Source organism: Vreelandella sp. L-15, assembly GCF_056857635.1.
Genome location: NZ_JBSXNN010000030.1, coordinates 1 through 20,392, shown reverse-complemented (window position 1 = coordinate 20,392; position 20,392 = coordinate 1). Strand labels below are relative to the sequence as shown.

The window sequence follows — 20,392 nt, the reverse complement described above, 5'->3', positions numbered from 1 at the left end:
CGTTAACCTCTTTTTTTCGGTCGCTGTGATTATAAAAAATCCTGAGCTACGCGGCTCATTCAACGATTAGCCATGCCGCGAAGCGGGTGGAGCATCCTGTATGCGCTGCCCCTTTGGTCAGTCGGTGGTACTACTGGTCACTCGGTGGTTATTGCGGTAACGATGACGACAGATGAAAACGGTGGTCATCACGATGCCAACGGTTCATCTCAAACAGCTGCGCCAGATTATACCAGCGCTGCACTTTAACCGCATGAGCGATTGTCGACAAATCCTCCACCTCTAGTTCTTGGGACAGCTTGTGAGACGATGAGCACCTTATATTTACTGCACAAACCCTACCGTATGCTCTCCCAGTTTACCGATAGCCAGGGCAGAGCCACCTTGGCAGAAGTGATTCGCACCCCAGGGGTGTACGCCGCTGGCCGCCTTGATTTTGATTCTGAAGGCCTGCTGCTACTGAGTGATGACGGGGGCCTTATTCACCGCATTGCCCACCCCAAACACAAGCAGCCAAAAACCTATTGGGTGCAGCTTGAAGGCCACATCACCGATGAGGCCATCCGTGCGCTCAAAGCAGGCATTACGTTAAAAGATGGCCCGACCCTACCCGCCAAAGCGCGCCGTATAGCGCCGCCTGCTATCGCTGAACGTGACCCGCCGATCGACCCTAAGCGCCACCCTCTTACCAGTTGGCTGGAACTCACTATTAGCGAAGGCCGCAACCGCCAGGTGCGCCGCATGACTGCCCACGTGGGTTTTCCCACGTTGCGCCTGATTCGTGCGGCCATTGGCCCCTGGCAACTGGGCGACCTGGCACCTGGAGAATGGCGTAAAGAAACCCTGCACGCACCGCGCCCCGACAATGCCAAGCAGCCTCGCGCTGTGCCAAAAAAGGCTAAGCCAAAAAACGCCAAGCCGAAAAGCGCCTTACCAAAAGGCTCAGATACCAATAAAGCGCGTGCCGCAAAAGCAGCTCCCAAACGAAGCGCCAAATCCAGAGGCCCTAAAAAATGAATACGCCTTCTCCTACTGTTCGGCCAACCATTCGCAGCACGGTGGCCTGCGTGATTCAGCAGGGCGAGCATTTTTTAATGGTGGAAGAGGATAAAGGTGGTGCCCACACGCTCTTTAATCAGCCAGCCGGGCATGTGGAACTTGGTGAAGGGCCGGTAGCCGCCATACAGCGCGAGGTGCAAGAGGAAACGGCGTGGCAGGTAACGCTCACCGGCTATTTAGGGCTGTACGTTTTTCACACCCCAGAGGGAGAAACGTTTCATAGCCACGGATTTACCGGCGTCCCTGAACAGCCGCTCACCACGGCGATTGACCCAGCCATTGTGGCTACCCATTGGTTAACACGCGATGAGATCGTCGCACTCGCGGCCGCGCAGCGGTTAAGAAGCCCGCTGGTGCTGAAACGCATTGACGATGCCCTGAACCACCGTCACTTCCCGCTTTCGGTGATCCAAGAGTGAAGCACTCGAAGCATCGAGCCCCCATCGTGTATAATCGCCGCCCAATTGCACACCACTTCAACTGAGGATGCCAATGACATCCACCGATGGCACAGCCACCCAGGACGCGTCAGACACCCACACCGCTGCCACCGGCAAAGTGATTGTCGGCATGTCCGGCGGCGTCGACTCCTCCGTTTCTGCTCTCCTTCTGCTCCAACAGGGGTACGAGGTCGAGGGCCTGTTTATGAAAAACTGGGATGAAGACGACGGCACCGAATACTGCACGGCGAAGGAGGATCTGGCCGATGCGGAAGCCGTGTGCGCCAAACTGGGCATCAAGCTGCACACGGCTAACTTCGCTGCCGAGTATTGGGACAACGTATTCGAGCACTTCTTGGCAGAGTACAAAGCAGGCCGTACGCCTAATCCTGACATCCTTTGTAACCGGGAGATCAAGTTCAAGGTCTTCTTGGAGTATGCCGAGATGCTGGGTGCCGATAAAATCGCCACCGGTCACTACGTGCGCCAAGGCATCCGCGACGGTCACCCGCGCCTGCTGAAAGGCCTGGATGGCAATAAAGACCAAAGCTACTTCCTGCACGCGGTGCCAGAAGCGGCGATTGCCCGCACGCTGTTCCCGGTCGGTGAGCTTGAAAAACCTGAAGTGCGCGCGCTGGCGGAGCAGCACGACCTCGTCACCGCGAAGAAAAAGGACTCCACTGGTATCTGCTTTATCGGTGAGCGTCGTTTCCGCGACTTCCTGCAGCAGTACCTGCCCGCCCAGCCGGGCACCATCGAGACCCCTGAAGGCGATGAAATTGGCCAGCACATGGGCTTGATGTACTACACCCTGGGGCAGCGTCAAGGGTTAGGTATTGGCGGTTTGGCCAACTACTCCGAAGACCCCTGGTACGTGGCGGCAAAAGATCTCGAGCGCAACGTGCTGATCGTGGTGCAAGGCAAGCATCATCCGCTGCTTTACACCAATGCACTCGCCACCGAGGCGATGGACTGGGTCGCCGGAAAGCCGCCGGTTCAGCAAGGCCGCTTTACCGCCAAAACCCGCTACCGCCAAAGCGACTGCCCCTGCGAAATTGTCGCCCAGGCTGATGGCAGCGTTGAAGTAATTTTTAACGACCCGCAGTGGGCGGTCACGCCCGGCCAGTCGCTGGTGCTTTACGATAACGACATCTGCTTAGGCGGCGGCGTTATTCGCGCCACCTGGAATGCCTCGGAGACCGCTGCATGAGCGCAACCCCTATTCACCGCGCGCCCGATACCCCCGCTGCCCGTCAAGCCCTCGCGCTAGCGGGGGTCTTTCAAGCAGCAAGCCTCGTCGATGAACTCGCCCGTACAGGACAAGTTGATACACGCGCGTGGGAAACGCTGATCAACGCGACGGTAGACACCAACCCGGAAAGTTTTGAAGCCATCTACGGCGGCCACCCCAACAACCTGCGCCGCGGGCTGGATACGCTGGAAGCACTCGTTGGCCGTAAGCAGGCCAACCCGGTGGTATTGCGCTACGGATTTTCGCTGCTGCTGCTAATGAATAAGCTGCGCACCGACCGCCAGATGATGGACGTGTTAGGCCAAAAGCTGACCCATGTTCAAGGGCAAGCAGACCACTTTGGAACGACTCACGAAAACGTCATTGCCAGCCTTGGTGAAACTTACCAAGAGACCATTTCGACGTTTAAAACGCGCATTGTGGTGCAGGGCGACCCCTCGCTACTGCAAACCCGCATGATGCCGGAACGAGTACGCGCTTGCTTAATGGCCGGTATTCGCTTTGCGCTGTTGTGGCATCAGCAGGGCGGCCGCCGCTGGAAGCTGGTGTTTCAACGCAAGGCGCTACGCCGAGCGCTGGATAACTTTAGCTAGCCGCCAAGATACCTTACTTTCGACCTCCGACTTTGACCACTCTGGAAACCAAGCCATGCAACTCTCTGCTCTGACCGCCCTTTCTCCCGTTGACGGCCGCTACGGCGCCAAAGCCGCCGCGCTACGTGAACACTTCAGCGAATTCGGCCTGATCCGTGCGCGCGTGATCGTGGAAGTGCGCTGGCTGCAGCGCCTTGCTGAGCACGGCCAGATTGTCGAAGTCCCGCCGCTTTCCGCAGAAGCCACCGCGTTTCTAGAGCAGCTTATTCGTGACTTCTCAGTCGATGACGCGGAGCGTATCAAAGAGATTGAGCGCACCACCAATCACGACGTTAAAGCGGTGGAGTACTTCCTAAAAGAGAAGATTGCAGGCCAAGCCGAGCTAAACGCCGTTACCGAATTTATCCACTTCGCCTGCACCAGTGAAGACATCAACAACCTCTCTTACGGCGTGATGCTGGCAGATGGCCTAAAAGCTATGCTGCCGACAATGCACGAAGTCGCCGATGAGATTGCCAAGCTGGCGATTGCCCATGCAGGCCAGCCGATGCTGTCACGCACCCATGGCCAAACGGCTAGCCCCACCACGCTAGGTAAAGAGATGGCTAACGTGGCGTATCGCCTCAAGCGCCAGCTCAAGCAGATCGAAAGCGTGGAGATTCTGGGCAAAATCAACGGTGCGGTCGGCAACTACAACGCCCACCTGACCACCTACCCAGATATCGACTGGGAAGCCAACGCGCGCACCTTTGTTGAAGGCTTGGGCTTAAGCTTTAACCCCTATACCACGCAAATCGAACCCCACGACTACATTGCCGAACTGTTCGATGCGATCTGCCGCTACAACACGATCCTGATCGACTTTGACCGCGACGTATGGGGCTATATTTCCCTGGGCTACTTCAAGCAGCGCACCGTAGAGGGCGAAATTGGCTCTTCCACCATGCCGCACAAGGTCAACCCGATTGACTTTGAAAACTCAGAAGGCAACCTGGGCCTCGCCAACGCGGTGATGAGCCACCTAGCACAGAAACTACCGATTTCTCGCTGGCAGCGCGACCTGACCGACTCCACCGTACTGCGTAACCTAGGCGTTGGCTTGGCCTATGGCCTGATTGGCTACCACGCTAGCCTTAAGGGCATCAGCAAGCTGGAAGCTAACCCGTCGCGCTTGGCAGAAGACCTGGATAACAGCTGGGAAGTACTGGCCGAGCCGATCCAAACCGTGATGCGTCGCTACGGCATTGAAAAGCCCTACGAGAAGCTCAAAGAACTTACTCGCGGCAAGCGTATTGACCAAGCGGGCTTTGCGGCCTTTATTGATACCCTTGAGCTGCCCGAGACGGTGAAAAATGAGCTGAAGGCGCTCTCGCCCGCCAGCTATATTGGTAATGCGAAGGCCCAGGCCGAAGCACTCAACCAGCGGCTTGCTGCACTCTAAACGACGCCCTGCGACACTAACGTAGCGCTCACTTGAACTAGGATAACGCCATGAGTCATCACGATAAGCCACTCACCCTGCTGGGCGATTTAACGCCCGCAGACTTCTTGGCCAACTACTGGCAACAGAAGCCACTGCTGATTCGTGGCGCTATCCCTGATTTCGTCAGCCCCATCGACCCCGACGAGCTGGCAGGTCTTGCCTGCGAACCGGGCGTCGAAGCGCGGCTGGTCGAAGAGAACGGCCCCGACGGCCCCTGGCAGGTCTCGCACGGGCCGTTCGACGACGCCACTTTCGAGCGGCTGTCGGAAGGTCACTGGAGCCTGCTAGTACAAGCGGTCGACCACTATGTGCCCTCTATCGCTGCGCTGATGGATGAGTTTGATTTCCTACCCCGCTGGCGGCTGGACGACATCATGGTGAGCTATGCACCGCCCGGCGGCAGTGTTGGCCCGCATATCGACCAGTATGATGTGTTTTTACTGCAGGCAAGCGGCCACCGTCGTTGGCAGCTTGGCGGCAAGCAGCCAGGTAATGCTCCCATCATTCAGGGCATTGACTTGCGCATTCTGCAGTCTTTCGAGATTGAAGCAGATTCCGACTGGACCCTGGCACCCGGCGACATGTTGTATTTGCCCCCCGGCTGGGCACACCACGGCGTCAGCCAAACCGACGACTGCATGACGATTTCGGTGGGTTTCCGGGCGCCCTCGGCCGACGAAGCCATCACCTCGTATGCCGATTATGTCGGCGAACAAATGTCGGACTCCCAGCGTTATAGCGATGCGGGCATGGCCCCTGCCGAGGAGGTAGGCGAGCTCGACGATGCCGCCGTCGAACGCATGCGCCAGTTTATTCTCTCCACCCTGGATAATCCTGAACAGGTTGCTCAGTGGTTTGGCCGCGTGATGACCCAGCCCAAATATATCGATCAAGTCGTTCCCCTCGAAGAGCCGATGAGCGAAGCCGACCTTGTTGCTCAACTACAAGACGGTGAGCCACTGTTCCATATGCCGGGTTCTCGCTTTGCATGGCGTAGCGATGCGTCAGGCACCACGCTATTTGTCGATGGCGACGGGCATAGCTGCTCAGAGACTCTGGCAAAACGCCTCGCTGACCCAACGCCGATGTACGAAGAGGTGCTGGAAATTGACGGCGCTAAAGCGCTGATTACACAGCTCATCAACAGCGGCAGCCTTGGTTTTATGGGCGAAGGAGACGACGAGGAGTAAGACGTGGAAGCGGTAACGGTAAAAAGTGGTAGTTGGGCATTACTGGGTGAGCCAGCCTCGCTGATTCGCCGAATCGTCTTTATCGACGAGCAGCAAGTTCCTCAAGAAGAGGAGTGGGATGGTCTCGATACGGAGTGCCTGCACTTTTTAGCCACTCTCAATGGCGAGCCGGTAGGCACCGCGCGACTGCTGCCCGATGGCCACATTGGCCGCGTTGCGGTACTTAGCAGCGCCCGAGGCACGGGCATTGGCTACCAGCTAATGGAGGCGGCCATTAAAGCCGCCCGCGAGGCCGGCCACCCTCATGCAGCGCTTAGCGCCCAGTTACATGCCCTCGCTTTCTATGAACGCCTGGGGTTTGTTGCCCACGGCGACGTGTTTATGGATGCAGGCATTCCCCATCGTGAGATGACGCTGTTTTTGTAGTGATTCAGTGCCAATGTCGCCAAGCGCCACCCCGTGTGGCGCTTTTTTTGTGTTCGTAGTCAAAGCCATGACGAAAAACGACTACACAAACAGGGCGTTTGGCGTAGTCGCTGTCGTCGGACTACAACGCCGCATGCCCCCAAGTGACAATTGTTGGATCTCCTTGCCTAGTCGATAGTTATTGCACTGCAGCGTTAAGGACTCTCCTCTTTGGAGACACCGACACTGTGAAACGCAAAGCGCCACACCGCGACGTTTTATTAAGAGACGATGGGTGTAGAGACAGCGTCGCGAATTTGAATAATGCTGGAATCTATCTCGCAGGTGCAGCATAAGAACAAGCTAACGTGCGAACGACGATAACTCTGGAGGAATCAGCTCATGACAGGACTGCTCGACGATATCAAAGCCATGGCCCACCTTCGCGAAGCCCAAGGCGGCAAGTGGTCAGCCATCAAACCTGAATATGCTGCCCGTATGCGCGCTCAAAACCGTTTCCATACCGGTTTGGACATCGCTCGCTACACGGCCAAGATCATGCGCGACGACATGGCCGCCTACGATGCCGACACCTCCCAGTACACTCAGTCGTTGGGCTGCTGGCACGGTTTCATCGGTCAGCAAAAGCTCATCTCGATCAAGAAACACTTCGGCACCACCAAACGCCGCTACCTCTACCTCTCTGGATGGATGGTGGCAGCCCTGCGCTCCGAGTTCGGCCCGCTTCCCGACCAATCCATGCACGAGAAAACCTCGGTCTCGCACCTGATCGAAGAGCTCTATACCTTCTTGAAGCAAGCGGATGCCTGGGAACTCAACCACCTGTTCCGCGCCCTGGACGACGCCAAGGCGGCAGGCGATAGCGCTAAAGAGCAAGAGCTGATCAGCAAGATCGACAACTACGAAACGCATATCGTGCCGATTATTGCCGATATCGACGCCGGTTTCGGTAACGCCGAAGCCACCTACCTACTGGCCAAAAAATTCATTCAAGCGGGCGCTTGCTGTATCCAGCTCGAAAACCAGGTCTCCGACGAGAAGCAGTGCGGCCACCAGGATGGCAAGGTCACCGTTCCCCACGAAGACTTCCTGGCGAAGATCAACGCCGTGCGCTATGCCTTCTTGGAGCTGGGCGTAGAAGATGGCGTGATTGTAGCCCGCACCGACTCTCTGGGCGCTGGCCTGACCCAGAAGATCGCCGTCACCAACGAGCCGGGCGACCTGGGCGACCAGTACAACAGCTTCTTGGATGGGGACGTCATCGAGAACGCGGCAGACATCAACAACGGTGACGTCGTCATCAAGCAAAACGGCAAGCTGGTCAAGCCCAAGCGTTTAGCCTCGGGTCTCTACCAGTTCAAGCCGGGCACGGGGGAAGATCGCGTAGTACTGGACTGCATCACCAGCCTGCAAAACGGTGCCGACCTGCTGTGGATCGAGACCGAAAAGCCCCACGTTGGCCAAATTGCTAGCATGGTGAACCGTATCCGCGAGGTGGTGCCGGATGCCAAGCTGGTCTACAACAACTCGCCCTCCTTCAACTGGACGCTCAACTTCCGTCAGCAGGTCTTCGATGCCTGGGAGAAAGAGGGCAAGGATGTCTCGGCTTACCAGCGCGACAAGCTGATGAGCGTGGAGTATGACAACACCGAACTTGGTCAATTGGCCGACGAGTGGACGCGTAACTTCCAGCGCGATAGCTCTCGCGAAGCAGGTATCTTCCACCACCTGATTACACTGCCCACGTACCACACCGCAGCGCTCTCTACCGACAACCTGGCTAAGGGCTACTTTGGCGACGAAGGTATGCTGGCCTATGTGGAAGGTGTGCAGCGTCAAGAGATCCGCCAAGGTATCGCCACTGTTAAGCACCAGGACATGGCAGGTTCTAACATCGGTGACGATCATAAAGAGTTCTTCCATGGCGACGCAGCGCTGAAAGCGGGCGGCAAAGACAACACCATGAATCAGTTCGGTTAATCAACCTTACTCGCAATACCTCCAGGAGGCTTCGGCCTCCTGTTTTTTTGCCTTCCGTTTAATACTTTGCAATTAACCCAAACGCGTGCAAAATTTTTGCACACTGCTTTCTTAATGCCTGCCTACACTTTACTTTATGACCTTTTTTCTGGATGGCTGGTCAAAGCTGTACGATTCCGTTATCTTTTAACGAACGCTGTTCTAAAATAAATTGTACGCAACGCCTTGCGGCCGATTCACGGCCATAGATGCTGATACCCACTGGAGGTTTTAATGAAACGTTTATTACCCGTTGCCGCATTGAGCATTTTGACACTGGCTGGCTGCGCCAATACCGCGCCCTACTCCGGCGATGTCTACCGTGGTAACCAAGCGCAAACGGGGCAGAGCGTCAGCTATGGCACTATCGTGGCCGTTCGCCCCGTGCAAATTCAGGCCGATAGCCGCACCGGCAATTTGCTGGGTGGTGGCGGCGGCGCCGTGATTGGCGGCCTGCTAGGTAACCAAATCGGCGGCGGCTCAGGGCGTCAGCTCGCCACCGTAGCAGGGGCGCTAGGTGGCGCGGTGGCGGGTACCGCTGCTGAAGATCGCGCTAACCGTGTGAATGCATTGGAAATGGAAATCCGTCGTGATGATGGTACCGATGTAGTGGTGGTGCAAAGTGCTGATCGTCAGTTCCAGGCAGGTCAGCGGGTTCGCCTAATTGGTAGTGGTGCTAATCTGAGCGTAGCGCCGTACTAAATCGCAACCAACTAAGGTCTAGCTCGTTAAGTAAAAGCACTATCTACGCAGCTGACACTATGACAGTTGCCAAACACACAGCCGCCCGGCCAATTTGGCCGGGCGGCTGTGTGTTTGGAGCAACAAATCGCGTTTAGTGAGCGACTTTACTGCTTGCCCAGTTGGCAAGTTTCATCACTACCAATGCAATCACCGCGAGCAAAATCGCCACCAGCAGCACATCTACAGGGCGAATCAAAGTTGTAGCACCCAATACGGCCAACGCAACCACCCACAAATAGCGGTTGTCGCCATGGCTTTTCAGCACGCTTGGCAGCATTTTATCTAGCCCCTGGCTAACGCCGCTTTCCCAACGCTTATTAGCAAAATAAGCAATCAGTACAAAGGCGATAACCCAAATTAAGAAGATAGTCATAACAGGCTCCGGTGAGTGTTATTTCAAGAGAAAAATTAATTGCTGTAGGGTATCCCTGCACACCCCCCGGCGCAATAGCGCTAAAGGCGTGGAGGTGGAAAAAGCCCGCTTACCCCCTGACAAGCAGGCCCACACGCGTTACCATGTTGGGACATGCACTCACCGAAAGGTTATTCAATGCAAATTGCGCAAAACTCGGTTGTCGCGTTCCACTACACCCTGACCAACGATGCAGGTGAGGTGCTAGACAGTTCTGAAGGCCGCGAGCCGCTGACGTATCTCCACGGCGCTGGCAACATCATTCCGGGCCTGGAAAAAGAGCTTGAAGGTCGTGTTGCTGGGGACAAACTGAACGTTAAAGTTTCCCCTGAAGAGGGTTACGGCGAAGTTCAAGAGCAGCTGCTGCAAGAAGTACCGCGTGATGCCTTCCAAGGTGTTGAAAGCATTGAGCCAGGTATGCAGTTCCAAGCGCAAACCCAAGGCGGCCCGCTCATGGTTACCGTCAAGAAAGTTGAAGGCGACACCGTTGTGGTTGATGGCAACCACCCGCTGGCGGGTCAGCACCTCAACTTTGACGTTGAAATTGCGACCGTACGCGAAGCAAGCCAGGAAGAAGCCGAGCACGGCCACGTTCACGGCGAAGGCGGCGTAGAGCACTAAGCTCTTGCATGCCACAAAGGGCGGCCATTGGAGGCTGTTTTCACACGGCCTCCAATGGGCCGCCCTTTTTATTTTAATGGCCGCTATGTGATGCTGACTCTTCTGGAATCAACACAAGTTGGCCATAACGCACGCTACGCGACGATGTCACCTCATCGGCAAACTGCTTTAGTGCACTCCCCTGCCCCTTTAAGAGTGCGACTTCCAAGCAGCTATCGTGATTGATATGCACATGCAGCGTTGAGAGCGTTAAATCGTGATGGTCATGAGAGTGACGAGTCAGGCGCTTAGAGAGATCTCGCGCCGCGTGGTCATACACATACACCAGCGCTCCCATACACGGCGCATTGGGCGCAACCTCCTCTTTCACCTGCTTTAACCCGTTGCGGGTCAAGTCACGAATGGCCTCTGAGCGATTTTGATAGCCGCGCAGCGCCATCAGCGCATCGACCTCGCTTAACAGCTCCTCATCCAGCGTTACCGTTACCCGCTGCATACTCTCTCCTTCGCCTATCCGGTGTAGTGCTCTGCCGCAACTTCCAGCGCCGATAGTATGATGTTATTGTAAAAACATCATACTAATAGCACTGAAAAAGGTGTCCCATGCGTCGACTGGCTCTCGCAGCCACATGCGTAGCGCTAAGCGCGCCAGCGTTGGCCAAAGACCAGCTAGTGCTTGCCATTGGTGGTGAGCCGGAGCAAGGGTTTGATCCGCTATTGGGCTGGGGTCAGTACGGCAGCCCTCTATTTCAGTCTACGCTGCTTACCCGTGGTCAGGACTTAACCCCGCAATCAGGCCTAGCCACAGCATGGTCCCTTTCTGAAGATCGCCTTACCTGGACTCTCACCTTACGCACGGACGTGCGCTTTTCAGACAACACCCCGCTAACCGCAGAAGACGTTGCCTTTACGTTCACCGCCGCCGCCGAGGCAGGCGGTAGAGCGGATCTCAGCGCATTAGCGAGTGCCCGTGCGGTCGACGGCAACACCGTCGAATTCACCCTCAAAACACCGCGCATCACTTTTATCGACCAGTTGATGACACTGGGTATCGTGCCCAACGCCGAGCGAGAAAACGGCTATGGCGACGAGTATGGCAGGCAGCCGCTGGGGTCAGGCCCTTACCGGTTAGTGGAGTGGCAAGAGGGTGAGCAGCTGATTGTTGAGCGGAACCCCTACTTTTACGGCCCCGCGCCGGTCTTCGAGCGTCTGGTGTTTCTGTTTACCGATGAAGCCGCCACTCTAAGTGCAGCTCACGCAGGCCAGGTGGATCTCGCTGCGGTGCCACCAGCGCTGGCAGAGAACATCCCTGAGCAGATGCAGCGGGTCATTATGAACAGTGTGGACAACCGCGGCATTCTGTTTCCCATGCAGCCTGATGAAGGCGAGCAAGCGGCCAACGGCGCGCCCATCGGGAATAACGTCACGGCTGATCTCGCTATTCGCCAAGCGGTGAATCTAGCCTTAGACCGAGAAACGTTGGTGGACGTAGCACTCAACGGCTTTGGACGCCCGGCCTTTGGGCCAGCGGACGGCCTTCCGTGGAGCCAAGAAGGCGAGAAAGTGGCAGCGCCGAATTTAGCCCGTGCGAATACGCTTCTAAAGGAGGCAGGCTGGGAGCGCCAAGAGGAGGACGGACTGCGCTATAAAGGCGACCAGCCCGCACGCTTTCGTCTCACGTACCCCTCCAGCGACGCCACGCGCCAACAGCTAGCCCAAGTGAGTGCCGAGATGGTGCGGCCGCTCGGCATTGAGATGCAGCCCACTGGCCGCCACTGGGACGAGATTCAGCGGGAAGCCCTCCATCAAGATGCCATTGTGTTTGGTTTTGGTAGCCATAGCCCGCAGGAAGTGTTCTACCTCTTTCATAGCGAGCATGCTGGGTTCGGTTTTTACAACAGTGGTTACTACGCCAACGAGGCGGTCGACCAACACCTGGATGCCGCCCAAGCGGCGGCTAACACCGAAGAAGCCAATCAGCATTGGCAAGCCGCCCAATGGGACGGCGATACCGGCTATGGGGTACAGGGAGACACCAGCTGGGCCTGGATGGTCAACCTTGCCCACGTGTATGCCACCAACCGCTGCCTCGACCTGGGCGAACTGGGCGTTGCCCCTCACGGCCACGGCTGGCCGGTCACCGCCAACTTGCTTGAGTGGCGCTGGACGTGCGATTAACGGCTTGGCTAGCGAGCCGCCTACTTCGGCTGTTGCTGGTACTGCTGAGTGTCGCAGCGGTCTCTTTTGGGCTAATGATGCTATCTCCCATCGACCCGGTGGATGCCTATCTTGGCCCGCAAATGGCCCAGGTCAGCCCTGAGCAGCGCACGCTGATTGCCGAACGCTGGGGGTTTAACGCCCCGGCCAGTGTGCAGTTTCACCACTGGCTGCAACAGTTGCTTAGCGGAGAGCTTGGCTGGAGCCATATCTACAACCAGCCGGTGAGCGACGTCATTAACCAGCGCTTCCAGCGCTCGTTTTTTCTGCTGTTGAGCGCTTGGCTGCTCTCGCTGATACTTGGCGTAGTACTCGGCATCGCCGCAGGAAGCAAAGAGGGCTCCCTGCTGGACCGCTTGATCAGCGGCTATGCTTATATCACTGCTTCGACGCCCACGTTTTGGCTCGCCATGCTGGCGTTGCTACTTTTCTCCGTCACCTTGGGCTGGACCCCCACCTGCTGCGCAGGGCCCACGGGCGTGCTGAGCCAAGAAGTAACGCTGCTCACGCAGCTGCACCATCTTCTTTTACCTACTCTCACCCTCGCCCTGTTAGGCGTTGCCACCATCACGCTACATACCCGGGCCAAGATGGCGGCGTTTATGCGCTCGGATACCGCGTTGCACGCCTTTGCCCAAGGCGCCAGCCGTTTCGATATCGCCTGGCGCCACGGTCTGCGCCACGCCAGCCTGCCAGCGGTCACTTTGGCGTTTGCCTCTCTCGGCGAGCTATTTGGCGGCTCCCTTCTGGTTGAGCAAGTCTTTGCTTACCCAGGACTTGGGCAGGCGACCGTCGCCGCTGGCTTGCGAAGCGATGTGCCGCTACTGCTCGCCATAGCGCTATTTACCGCGCTATTTGTGAGTGTTGGCAACCTCATCGCCGATGGCCTTTACCAGTGGGCCGACCCACGTATCGCACGGGACCGCACTAATGAATAGCCAGCCGCGCCTGGTCGCAGCAGGCTATGCAGGTGTGTTTGGCCTGCTGGTATTACTGTTGCTCAGCAGTTCTCTATGGCTGGGAGATAGCCCACTGCACATGCAGTTCGAGGCCCGCCTCATGCCTCCCAGCGCCGAGCACTGGCTGGGCACCGATGCCCTAGGGCGTGAGCTTTGGGCCCGCACGCTGGCGGGGCTTGCCTTGAGTTTTGGGGTAGGGCTGAGCGCGGCACTGTTGGGCACGCTGATTGCTTTAAGCTTGGCGAGTCTCGCCATGCTCTCGCCCATACTGGATGCGCTGGTGAGCTTACTGATTGATACGCTGCTGAGCGTGCCACACCTGATTTTACTATTGCTGATCGCCTTTGCCCTGGGCGGCGGCACCCAGGCTGTCATTATCGCTGTTGCGCTGACCCACTGGCCAAGCCTTGCCCGCTTGCTCAGAGCCGAACTACTCAGCTTGCGAAACTCCCCTTATGTGGCGATTTCGAAAGGGTTTGGCAAACGCCAAGGATTTATTGTTTGGTACCACTTGCTGCCCCATGTGCTGCCTCACTGCTTGGTCGGCGCACTGCTGCTGTTTCCCCACGCCATTTTGCATGAAGCGGCCCTGACCTTTTTAGGCGTTGGCTTAGACCCTACCCAGCCCGCCATCGGCGTATTACTGGCCGACGCCATGCGCTACCTTACCGGCGGCTACTGGTGGCTAGGGGTGTTTCCTGGGCTGGGTTTACTGCTGATGGTACTGGCGATTGAACGCTTCGCCTCGATGCTGCGCAAAGCGCTGTAAAGATCGCGATGTTTAACAAGGAGCTTGCCATGCTGACCATTGACCGGCTAACCCTGCAACTCCCCTACTACCCCCGCTGGTGGCGACGGGAGTGGACCACCTGTATCGAGTCGCTCTCGCTGCACCTTCAGCCGGGCGAAGTGCATGCTGTGGTGGGTGCGTCAGGCGCAGGTAAAAGCCTGCTGGCCTACGCCATTATGGGGCTACTGCCCCAAGCGGCGCGGGTCGCAGGAGAGCTGCGCTTCCAGGGGGAGGACTTAACACCAGCGCGCCAGCGGCAGCTGAGGGGGCATCAGTTGGCGCTCATTCCTCAATCGTTGAATGCTCTTGACCCGCTCGCCCGCAGCCAGCATCAGGTACGCTGGGCGGCCCAACGGGCAGGATTTGGTCGCTCAGCCGCCCATCAGCGCGCCGATGAGCTATTGAGCCGCTATCAGCTTAGCCACGCGTCTACCCACTACCCTCACGAGCTGTCAGGCGGCATGGCGCGGCGGGTGCTCATCGCTATGGCCCAGGTGAGCAACGCACGTCTGGTGATTGCCGATGAGCCCAGCGTAGGCCTTGACCCCAACCAGCGCGACCGTGTGCTGGCAGCACTAAAAGCTATCGCCCTAGAGGGCAAAGCGGTGATGCTGATTACCCACGATCTGCGCCATGCTCTTACCATTGCCGACAGGGTTTCCGTGATTCGCCAGGGCCAAGCGCTGGAAACCGCACCGGCCCAGGCTTTCCAAGGCCAGGGCGAGCAGCTTATGAGTTGCTATGCGCGAGACTTGTGGCAGGCGCTACCGGATAACGCGTTCAGCACACACCCCTTCCATCCGACGCATCAGGAGCCAGCGCTTGCTTGAAACCCACCAGCTATCGTTCCACTTTGCGGCAGGCACGCCGCTGTTGGCGGATATCTCCCTACGCCTTGCGCCCGGTGAGTGGTTAGGAATCAGCGGTGACTCTGGATCGGGGAAATCAACGCTTGGCAAGCTATTGTCAGGCCAGCTAACGCCTTCCCAAGGCAGTGTTCAGGTAGATGGTTCGCCGCTGCCCACACGCGGGCTGCGGCCAGTGCAGTGGCTGCCCCAGTCGCCGGAGCTCGCGGTGAACCCGCGCTGGCGGGTAGGAAAGATATTGAGGGAAGCGTGGACACCGCCAGATACGCTGATGGCGGCGTTTGGCATTGAAGATGAATGGCTAAAGCGCTTTCCCAGCGCACTCTCCGGCGGCGAGCTACAACGGGTGTGCGTGCTGCGCGCCCTCGCCCCCGGCGTCCGCTATGTGGTGGCCGATGAGATCTCCACCATGCTGGACCCCATCACTCAGCTGTCGCTGTGGCAGGCGCTTAAAGCGCACGCTGAACACCATCAGCTTGGCGTCATCGTGATTAGTCACGACACAGCACTACTCAACCGGCTGTGCCATCAACAGTGGCATCTGGCAGGTGGCAGCTTACGTATTAGCAGCACGGCGCTCAAAGCGCCATAAGCCAACACCAATGGCCAACGTCACGCACAGCAACAGCCACGAGCCTATCGCCACACCCTGCCACTGTGTCCAGCGCCAAAAAGGCTCTAGCCAAAATCCGCCAATGCTGGCACCGAGGTAGTAAAACACTAGGTAGAGCGCCGAGGCGCTGCCCCGTGCCCCTTGGGCGTAGCGCCCCACCCAGCTAGACGCCAATGAGTGCGCCATAAAGAAGCCGAAGGCGTTAATGGTTAAGCCGAGGATGATGAGCGCCAGCGAGTCCGCCAGGGTGATGGCGGTGCCTAACATGAGAATCACAATGCCCGCACTTATGCAGCGGGCGGGGGAAAAGCGCCCCGCCAACTTGCCCGACACTGTCGAGCCAAAGGTGCCACCTAGGTAGGTGAGAAAGATCAGCCCTAGGCCACTGGCCGCCAGTTGATATGGCGCATCCGCCAAACGGAAAGTAATATAGCTGTACTGATTAATAAAAATCAGAAAGTTAATACCGCCAAGGAAGTAGGCAGCGAGCAGCACCGGCGAGCGTAAATGGCCGAGCAGGTCCCCCACCGCTTGGCGTAATTGAAAGCGCTGAGGCGTAAAGGCTTGGCTATTGGGCAGTAGCCGCCAAAAAATGATACAGCCCACCACGGTCATGGCACCCACCGCGAGAAACGCAGCGCTAGGCCCACCGATGGCTGCCGCCCCGCCCCCAACAATACGCCCGCTAATACCGCCTAACGAATTGGCCCCAATATAAAGCCCCACGGCACTCAGCAAGGCGGTTTTATCGAACTCGTCGCCCATCCAGGCAATCGCCACGGCGGGCAAGCCGCCGAGCACGAAGCCTTGCAGCAAGCGCAGAAACAATAAACTCTCGAAGGTAGGCGCAAAAGCTAAAGCGAGCGACAAACCACCCGCCAGGAGCAGCGTGATACGCATAATCCCTTCGCGGCCAATGGCATCGGAGAGCGGCCCAAACACCAGAAGCGCCAAGGCCAAAGAGAGCGTAGATACCGACATCAGCAGGCTGACGCCTAAGGTGGAAACCCCGTAAGCCTCTTTCAGGCCCGGCAATAACGGTTGCGGCACATACAGGTTAATAAACACCAAAAACGACCCTAAACATAGGGCCGCCGTCGCGCGCCACCAGGCGCGCGTTTTTGCTTGAATCATTGATGGCCTTTCCAATGTTGACCGACGCGCACGGCCGACACTTACGGCGTATAACGACTGCTGAGCTGGGCCAGATTGGTCGGCTCTAGGGCACGACGCGACTGCCAGTAGTAGCGCTGCCAGTAGCTATTATCCAGGCTGGAAATAATCACGCCTTTCGACGTGGACGCATGGAGAAAATAGCCATTGCCGACGTAAATGCCCACGTGGTTGTAGCGTCCGGGTGGGCGGAAGAAGACCAGATCGCCCGCCTGCAGCTCTTGGCGGTCGATCGGGCGTCCCTCATGCACTTGATCTTGGGTAGAACGGGGTAACTCAACGTCAAAGGTATCGCGGAAAACGTTTCTTACCAAGGCAGAGCAGTCGATCCCTCGATCCGTCGTCCCCCCAATCCGATAAGGCGTTCCTGCCCACCGCTGATGCTGCTCTAACAGCGCTTGGCGAACGACCGTTGGCGGGGGCGTCTGCAGGTTACGCAGGTGAGCACTGATAGGATCAACGGGCGACATTTGGGGAGTGACTCCCTCCATGCCGGGAAGCGACATCGAGAAATAATCCTCGGGGGCTTCCATGTCCTGGCGTGAGGCAGAGCCTGCACAGCCAGCTAACAAAGCAACGACGACACAAACACTTACAACACGGACAGCGGTCACAGCGGGGTGTGGCGACGCAACCATGCGATTAACCTCGTAACAAAATGGAAATTGAAAAAACCCAAGCATGAGAAAACTCATTTTTTACAACCCCTGGACTATAAGCTAGTTATCCTATGCTTGGCGAGTCTAATGTAAGATTCGTTGATCACCCGGCAACGTGTCGATATGCAACGGCGCAAAATGCCGCGGCTTGTTACCCGGAAAATCCAGACTTGCCCAGGGGCCGGCCAGCACTGGCGCGCCGCATAACCAAGCCACCAGCGCTTGACGAAAACCGGCCAAGAAGCTCTCTCGTTCCGGGGTGTCGCCCATGAAAAACGAAAACCCTGCGTACATGCCCGCCGCATACTCCTGCCAACCCGAGTAATGATCCGCCGCCAACTGATAGGCGCGGTCGAGCACGTTCGCGAATGCTGACTTGTCGAGCCAACCCAGCTGACGTGCCGCAATGGCAAGATCCACGAGCTGGGCAATGTCCCAAGCGGCCATGTCCACGTCATTACAACCATCTTCATTGGTACTCACACGGCGCAGGCGCAACAAGTGGTGACGCTCCTCTTCACCGCAGTCGCCGGACTCCAATATGGCGATCTCAGCCGCCAACCGCTCCGGGTTCAGCGTGTAGGGCGCGTAGTTGATCTGGTACTCCTGCCGATCTCCCGCCTCCAACATGAAGGTTAAAAACTCTTGCATATCGTCGGCGCTGGTGAGGTGGTAGTGGCTCTCGACCCATTCGCGAATGTCGGCGCACTCGCGCGGACTTTCCAACTGCGGCTCGCTCCACACTGCACTGTTCAGCGGCCCCACCAGTGACATCGCCGTAAAGTGGCTCAGCGTCGGCCGCTCACCAGGCTCGCACCACGCATCTGGCCGCCAATCTAACCAGTGAAACAGGCTGCCGTGGTCTTCCAGATGCCAGGCAATTTCATTAATGAGCGAGTCGTGCTCTGGCTCCGGAAGGCAGCTCTCCCAGGCAAACCAGGCTTCTAGCAGGCGCTTGGGCGTGGCATAAAAACGGCATAGGCAGCTCCGTAGGGCGCTGGCGTGCTGCATCAGTGGTTCACGCTCGAATAGGCCGCTATCGAGGGCCATGTGCAGGTAGAAGGCAAACTTCTCGGCCATGTGAATCGTGGCGGCGTGGCGGCTCACCCCTTTCACCGCATTGCGCTGTTTTAGCTCATCAGGCGTCGGCTGGCCAAAGCGCGTTTGCGACGGTGGCAATACGCCATGGGCGGCATCCGCAGCCAGCTGGTTGAGATGGTGCGCCTGGGCGGGTAGCCAATAGCGCGCCAGCACTTGATGGCCTTCATCCGCATGCAGGCCAAGTGAATCCTGTAGGTAGACGGCGGCATCAGCGCGGCGCTGCTCGGCAATCGGGGCCGAGGGATTGAGCTGACGCAGCATGACATCCGGCTCGCGTACGCCAGCCAAGGCGAGCAGCCAATGGTGCGGCGTGTTGCGCCACGCTTTGATACGCGTACGCGAGGCTTGGCGAGTCGGCTCGTCCAGTAACGCACCCAGCGAGTGCTTCCAGGGGCTATGGGCAGCGTGCATTAACAGCTTGTGGCGGGCGCTGGGTGTCATCCCCCGGCGATCAACGCCCTCGAACAGGCTTTGCCCGCGCATGTAGGCTTTCAGTACTGCGTGCCAGTCGTGGTAACGACGACCGACGAGGTCAGCCGCATGGGCCGCTAGGTCGTCCGCTTCCGCCTGGCTTAGCCAGCCGCAGCAAGCACCAGCCCAGGCGAGCTCTACTAACCGCAGCCAATCCCAGGCGGCCCACTCCAACGGCTCGCCCTGATTGACGAACGCAGTGAGCACGGGCGCGTAGGGAGCATCCTTCACCGCACCCCGCTGCCACTCTTGGCGCTGGGCGCGATCCATGGTCAGCAGCTCGCGGGCTTCAATATCCCAGCGCTGGCGCTCACCCTGGGCGCTTAGCCATAGCATCACTTCTAATAGTTGCTCGCGGTCATACACTTGCCAGATGTGCCCTAACCACTCGCTGGCATCGGGCCAGTCGGCGGCGCTAGCCGGGTAGCTCACCACTGGGCGAAACAGCGCGCCCAACCGCCAAGGCTGAGCTTCTGGCGCTTGCGGCCATAGCGAAGCCGGTGCAGGGCGCTGCGCTAGCTCAGTATCCAGGGTTTGCCATGTGATACCTTCACCTTCACTCTCTAGATCTGCCAGTGCTTGGCAGGCGTCGATAAAACGGTCATCTGCGCCAGTTTCCCAACCTTTGCCCCCCAGCGCACGACGTAGATCCGACAGCCACGCTCGCTGATCGCTGTAGTCAGAAGTGATGCGCCGTGTTAAGTGGTGTGCCCAGTTCGTCGCCTGAGCCTGGCTTAGCCAACCCGCCGCCCCGGCGAGTGCTGCCCACTCCAGCGCGCCCAACAGCTGATCGGCGCTGCCTGACGGTGCGCCGAGTGCAAAAAACAGCTGGTCTGCCAACGCGCCACGATCTGTCATACCCAGTTCTAGCAGGCGTTGCTCCGCCGCGACCGCATCCACCGCCAGTGGGTGCGGTATAAAAGCCCAATCACACAGCACCAGCTGTTGAGCCCACCAGGCATTTAGTGCGTCGAACAAAAGACACCTCGAAGAAACAGAAAGCGATCAATAAAAGCCATAACCAACCAGAACAGACCAACGAGGCCGCCAAAAGCGGCATAGTGTAACGGAATCTGCTGCCAAGACCGATAGCAGCCGCACAAAACAGCGCTGCCCGGCACAAAGGCCGGGCAGCGATTACCGCAAAGAGCAGCGTGCGCTAACCCGGATTTCTCACAGGGTATAAAAGAAAGCGGCTGAAAGTGCTATGATTTCAAGAACCTAACCAATCCATCAAGCACCAACAGCCGCTTCCAAAATGGTACCTGAAAAGCTGACCTTCTCGCCACTCTCACGCCGCCAAA

Annotated in this window: 20 protein-coding genes; 15 read left to right on the top strand and 5 right to left on the bottom strand. The window is 57.9% G+C overall.

Annotated elements, in window-relative coordinates:
* Nucleotides 1-309 precede the first annotated feature (309 nt).
* The 9 genes from AC13CY_RS03250 (at nucleotide 310) to AC13CY_RS03210 (ending at nucleotide 9,164) form a co-directional block, all read left to right on the top strand.
* Nucleotides 310-1,017: a pseudouridine synthase gene (locus AC13CY_RS03250; protein ID WP_483052285.1), complete on the top strand. Its 708-nt coding sequence runs from the start codon at nucleotides 310-312 to the stop codon at nucleotides 1,015-1,017.
* A complete protein-coding gene (locus AC13CY_RS03245; protein ID WP_044627801.1) occupies nucleotides 1,014-1,478 on the top strand; it encodes an NUDIX hydrolase in 465 nt (154 codons plus the stop codon). The genes AC13CY_RS03250 and AC13CY_RS03245 overlap by 4 nt, the downstream gene beginning before the upstream one ends.
* 73 nt (nucleotides 1,479-1,551) lie before the next feature.
* Entirely contained in the window at nucleotides 1,552-2,709 is a 1,158-nt protein-coding gene (mnmA, locus tag AC13CY_RS03240) for a tRNA 2-thiouridine(34) synthase MnmA (protein ID WP_044627802.1), read from the top strand.
* Nucleotides 2,706-3,344, top strand: coding sequence for a high frequency lysogenization protein HflD (gene hflD / locus AC13CY_RS03235; RefSeq protein WP_044627803.1), 639 nt, complete (start codon nucleotides 2,706-2,708; stop codon nucleotides 3,342-3,344). Before mnmA ends, hflD begins: the two co-directional genes overlap by 4 nt.
* A 55-nt stretch (nucleotides 3,345-3,399) precedes the next feature.
* Nucleotides 3,400-4,785, top strand: coding sequence for an adenylosuccinate lyase (gene purB, locus AC13CY_RS03230; RefSeq protein ID WP_044627804.1), 1,386 nt, complete (start codon nucleotides 3,400-3,402; stop codon nucleotides 4,783-4,785).
* 50 nt (nucleotides 4,786-4,835) lie between these two features.
* Entirely contained in the window at nucleotides 4,836-6,017 is a 1,182-nt protein-coding gene (locus tag AC13CY_RS03225) for a cupin domain-containing protein (RefSeq protein WP_062359291.1), read from the top strand.
* Between the two features lie 3 nt (nucleotides 6,018-6,020).
* The gene (locus tag AC13CY_RS03220) at nucleotides 6,021-6,443 is read left to right on the top strand and encodes a GNAT family N-acetyltransferase (protein ID WP_054641191.1); all 423 of its coding nucleotides are present in this window, start codon (nucleotides 6,021-6,023) and stop codon (nucleotides 6,441-6,443) included.
* Nucleotides 6,444-6,824: 381 nt separating this feature from the next.
* Complete coding sequence (locus tag AC13CY_RS03215) at nucleotides 6,825-8,423, top strand: isocitrate lyase (protein ID WP_044627807.1); 1,599 nt, start codon at nucleotides 6,825-6,827, stop codon at nucleotides 8,421-8,423.
* Nucleotides 8,424-8,696: 273 nt separating this feature from the next.
* Nucleotides 8,697-9,164 carry an outer membrane lipoprotein gene (locus tag AC13CY_RS03210; protein ID WP_463004670.1) on the top strand — a complete coding sequence of 156 codons (468 nt, stop codon included), beginning with the start codon at nucleotides 8,697-8,699 and terminating at the stop codon, nucleotides 9,162-9,164.
* Nucleotides 9,165-9,297: 133 nt separating this feature from the next.
* Here AC13CY_RS03210 and AC13CY_RS03205 read toward each other — a convergent pair whose 3' ends face one another.
* Nucleotides 9,298-9,579 (bottom strand): hypothetical protein, encoded by a 282-nt coding sequence (locus AC13CY_RS03205; RefSeq protein ID WP_062373619.1) that lies wholly within the window; start codon nucleotides 9,577-9,579, stop codon nucleotides 9,298-9,300.
* A 177-nt stretch (nucleotides 9,580-9,756) separates the two neighbouring features.
* Between AC13CY_RS03205 and AC13CY_RS03200 the strand changes: the two genes are divergently transcribed.
* A complete protein-coding gene (locus AC13CY_RS03200; RefSeq protein ID WP_044627810.1) occupies nucleotides 9,757-10,239 on the top strand; it encodes an FKBP-type peptidyl-prolyl cis-trans isomerase in 483 nt (160 codons plus the stop codon).
* Nucleotides 10,240-10,312: 73 nt separating this feature from the next.
* Here the strand turns inward: AC13CY_RS03200 and nikR are convergent, their stop codons facing one another.
* Complete coding sequence (gene nikR, locus AC13CY_RS03195) at nucleotides 10,313-10,735, bottom strand: nickel-responsive transcriptional regulator NikR (protein ID WP_044627811.1); 423 nt, start codon at nucleotides 10,733-10,735, stop codon at nucleotides 10,313-10,315.
* A 107-nt stretch (nucleotides 10,736-10,842) separates the two neighbouring features.
* Between nikR and AC13CY_RS03190 the strand changes: the two genes are divergently transcribed.
* Genes AC13CY_RS03190 through AC13CY_RS03170 form a run of 5 tightly spaced genes read left to right on the top strand, consistent with a single transcriptional unit; the run spans nucleotide 10,843 to nucleotide 15,663 of the window.
* The gene (locus AC13CY_RS03190; protein ID WP_483052284.1) at nucleotides 10,843-12,417 is read left to right on the top strand and encodes an ABC transporter substrate-binding protein; all 1,575 of its coding nucleotides are present in this window, start codon (nucleotides 10,843-10,845) and stop codon (nucleotides 12,415-12,417) included.
* The gene (locus AC13CY_RS03185) at nucleotides 12,408-13,394 is read left to right on the top strand and encodes an ABC transporter permease (RefSeq protein WP_058576919.1); all 987 of its coding nucleotides are present in this window, start codon (nucleotides 12,408-12,410) and stop codon (nucleotides 13,392-13,394) included. The genes AC13CY_RS03190 and AC13CY_RS03185 overlap by 10 nt, the downstream gene beginning before the upstream one ends.
* The gene (locus tag AC13CY_RS03180; RefSeq protein WP_058576920.1) at nucleotides 13,387-14,184 is read left to right on the top strand and encodes an ABC transporter permease; all 798 of its coding nucleotides are present in this window, start codon (nucleotides 13,387-13,389) and stop codon (nucleotides 14,182-14,184) included. The genes AC13CY_RS03185 and AC13CY_RS03180 overlap by 8 nt, the downstream gene beginning before the upstream one ends.
* Nucleotides 14,185-14,213: 29 nt before the next feature.
* Nucleotides 14,214-15,035: an ATP-binding cassette domain-containing protein gene (locus tag AC13CY_RS03175; RefSeq protein ID WP_058576921.1), complete on the top strand. Its 822-nt coding sequence runs from the start codon at nucleotides 14,214-14,216 to the stop codon at nucleotides 15,033-15,035.
* On the top strand, nucleotides 15,028-15,663 hold the full coding sequence (locus AC13CY_RS03170; RefSeq protein WP_044627816.1) for an ABC transporter ATP-binding protein: 636 nt from the start codon (nucleotides 15,028-15,030) through the stop codon (nucleotides 15,661-15,663). The genes AC13CY_RS03175 and AC13CY_RS03170 overlap by 8 nt, the downstream gene beginning before the upstream one ends.
* Here the strand turns inward: AC13CY_RS03170 and AC13CY_RS03165 are convergent.
* The 3 genes from AC13CY_RS03165 to AC13CY_RS03155 form a co-directional block, all read right to left on the bottom strand.
* Nucleotides 15,628-16,818: an MFS transporter gene (locus AC13CY_RS03165; RefSeq protein ID WP_483052283.1), complete on the bottom strand. Its 1,191-nt coding sequence runs from the start codon at nucleotides 16,816-16,818 to the stop codon at nucleotides 15,628-15,630. The two genes, AC13CY_RS03170 and AC13CY_RS03165, sit on opposite strands and share 36 nt — an antisense overlap.
* Nucleotides 16,819-16,859: 41 nt before the next feature.
* Nucleotides 16,860-17,495, bottom strand: a complete 636-nt coding sequence (locus AC13CY_RS03160; protein ID WP_084354485.1) for a C40 family peptidase — start codon at nucleotides 17,493-17,495, stop codon at nucleotides 16,860-16,862.
* Nucleotides 17,496-17,600: 105 nt separating this feature from the next.
* A complete protein-coding gene (locus AC13CY_RS03155; RefSeq protein ID WP_483052282.1) occupies nucleotides 17,601-20,066 on the bottom strand; it encodes a DUF1266 domain-containing protein in 2,466 nt (821 codons plus the stop codon).
* Nucleotides 20,067-20,392 lie beyond the last annotated feature (326 nt).

Excerpts from the sequence above, each read along its gene's own strand:
- AC13CY_RS03250 (WP_483052285.1), top strand. The coding sequence starts at position 310 with ATGAGCACCTTATATTTACTGCACAAACCCTACCGTATGCTCTCCCAG.
- AC13CY_RS03245 (WP_044627801.1), top strand. The coding sequence starts at position 1,014 with ATGAATACGCCTTCTCCTACTGTTCGGCCAACCATTCGCAGCACGGTG.
- mnmA (WP_044627802.1), top strand. The coding sequence starts at position 1,552 with ATGACATCCACCGATGGCACAGCCACCCAGGACGCGTCAGACACCCAC.
- hflD (WP_044627803.1), top strand. The coding sequence starts at position 2,706 with ATGAGCGCAACCCCTATTCACCGCGCGCCCGATACCCCCGCTGCCCGT.
- purB (WP_044627804.1), top strand. The coding sequence starts at position 3,400 with ATGCAACTCTCTGCTCTGACCGCCCTTTCTCCCGTTGACGGCCGCTAC.
- AC13CY_RS03225 (WP_062359291.1), top strand. The coding sequence starts at position 4,836 with ATGAGTCATCACGATAAGCCACTCACCCTGCTGGGCGATTTAACGCCC.
- AC13CY_RS03215 (WP_044627807.1), top strand. The coding sequence starts at position 6,825 with ATGACAGGACTGCTCGACGATATCAAAGCCATGGCCCACCTTCGCGAA.
- AC13CY_RS03210 (WP_463004670.1), top strand. The coding sequence starts at position 8,697 with ATGAAACGTTTATTACCCGTTGCCGCATTGAGCATTTTGACACTGGCT.
- AC13CY_RS03205 (WP_062373619.1), bottom strand. The coding sequence starts at position 9,579 with ATGACTATCTTCTTAATTTGGGTTATCGCCTTTGTACTGATTGCTTAT.
- AC13CY_RS03200 (WP_044627810.1), top strand. The coding sequence starts at position 9,757 with ATGCAAATTGCGCAAAACTCGGTTGTCGCGTTCCACTACACCCTGACC.
- nikR (WP_044627811.1), bottom strand. The coding sequence starts at position 10,735 with ATGCAGCGGGTAACGGTAACGCTGGATGAGGAGCTGTTAAGCGAGGTC.
- AC13CY_RS03190 (WP_483052284.1), top strand. The coding sequence starts at position 10,843 with ATGCGTCGACTGGCTCTCGCAGCCACATGCGTAGCGCTAAGCGCGCCA.
- AC13CY_RS03180 (WP_058576920.1), top strand. The coding sequence starts at position 13,387 with ATGAATAGCCAGCCGCGCCTGGTCGCAGCAGGCTATGCAGGTGTGTTT.
- AC13CY_RS03175 (WP_058576921.1), top strand. The coding sequence starts at position 14,214 with ATGCTGACCATTGACCGGCTAACCCTGCAACTCCCCTACTACCCCCGC.
- AC13CY_RS03165 (WP_483052283.1), bottom strand. The coding sequence starts at position 16,818 with ATGATTCAAGCAAAAACGCGCGCCTGGTGGCGCGCGACGGCGGCCCTA.
- AC13CY_RS03160 (WP_084354485.1), bottom strand. The coding sequence starts at position 17,495 with ATGGTTGCGTCGCCACACCCCGCTGTGACCGCTGTCCGTGTTGTAAGT.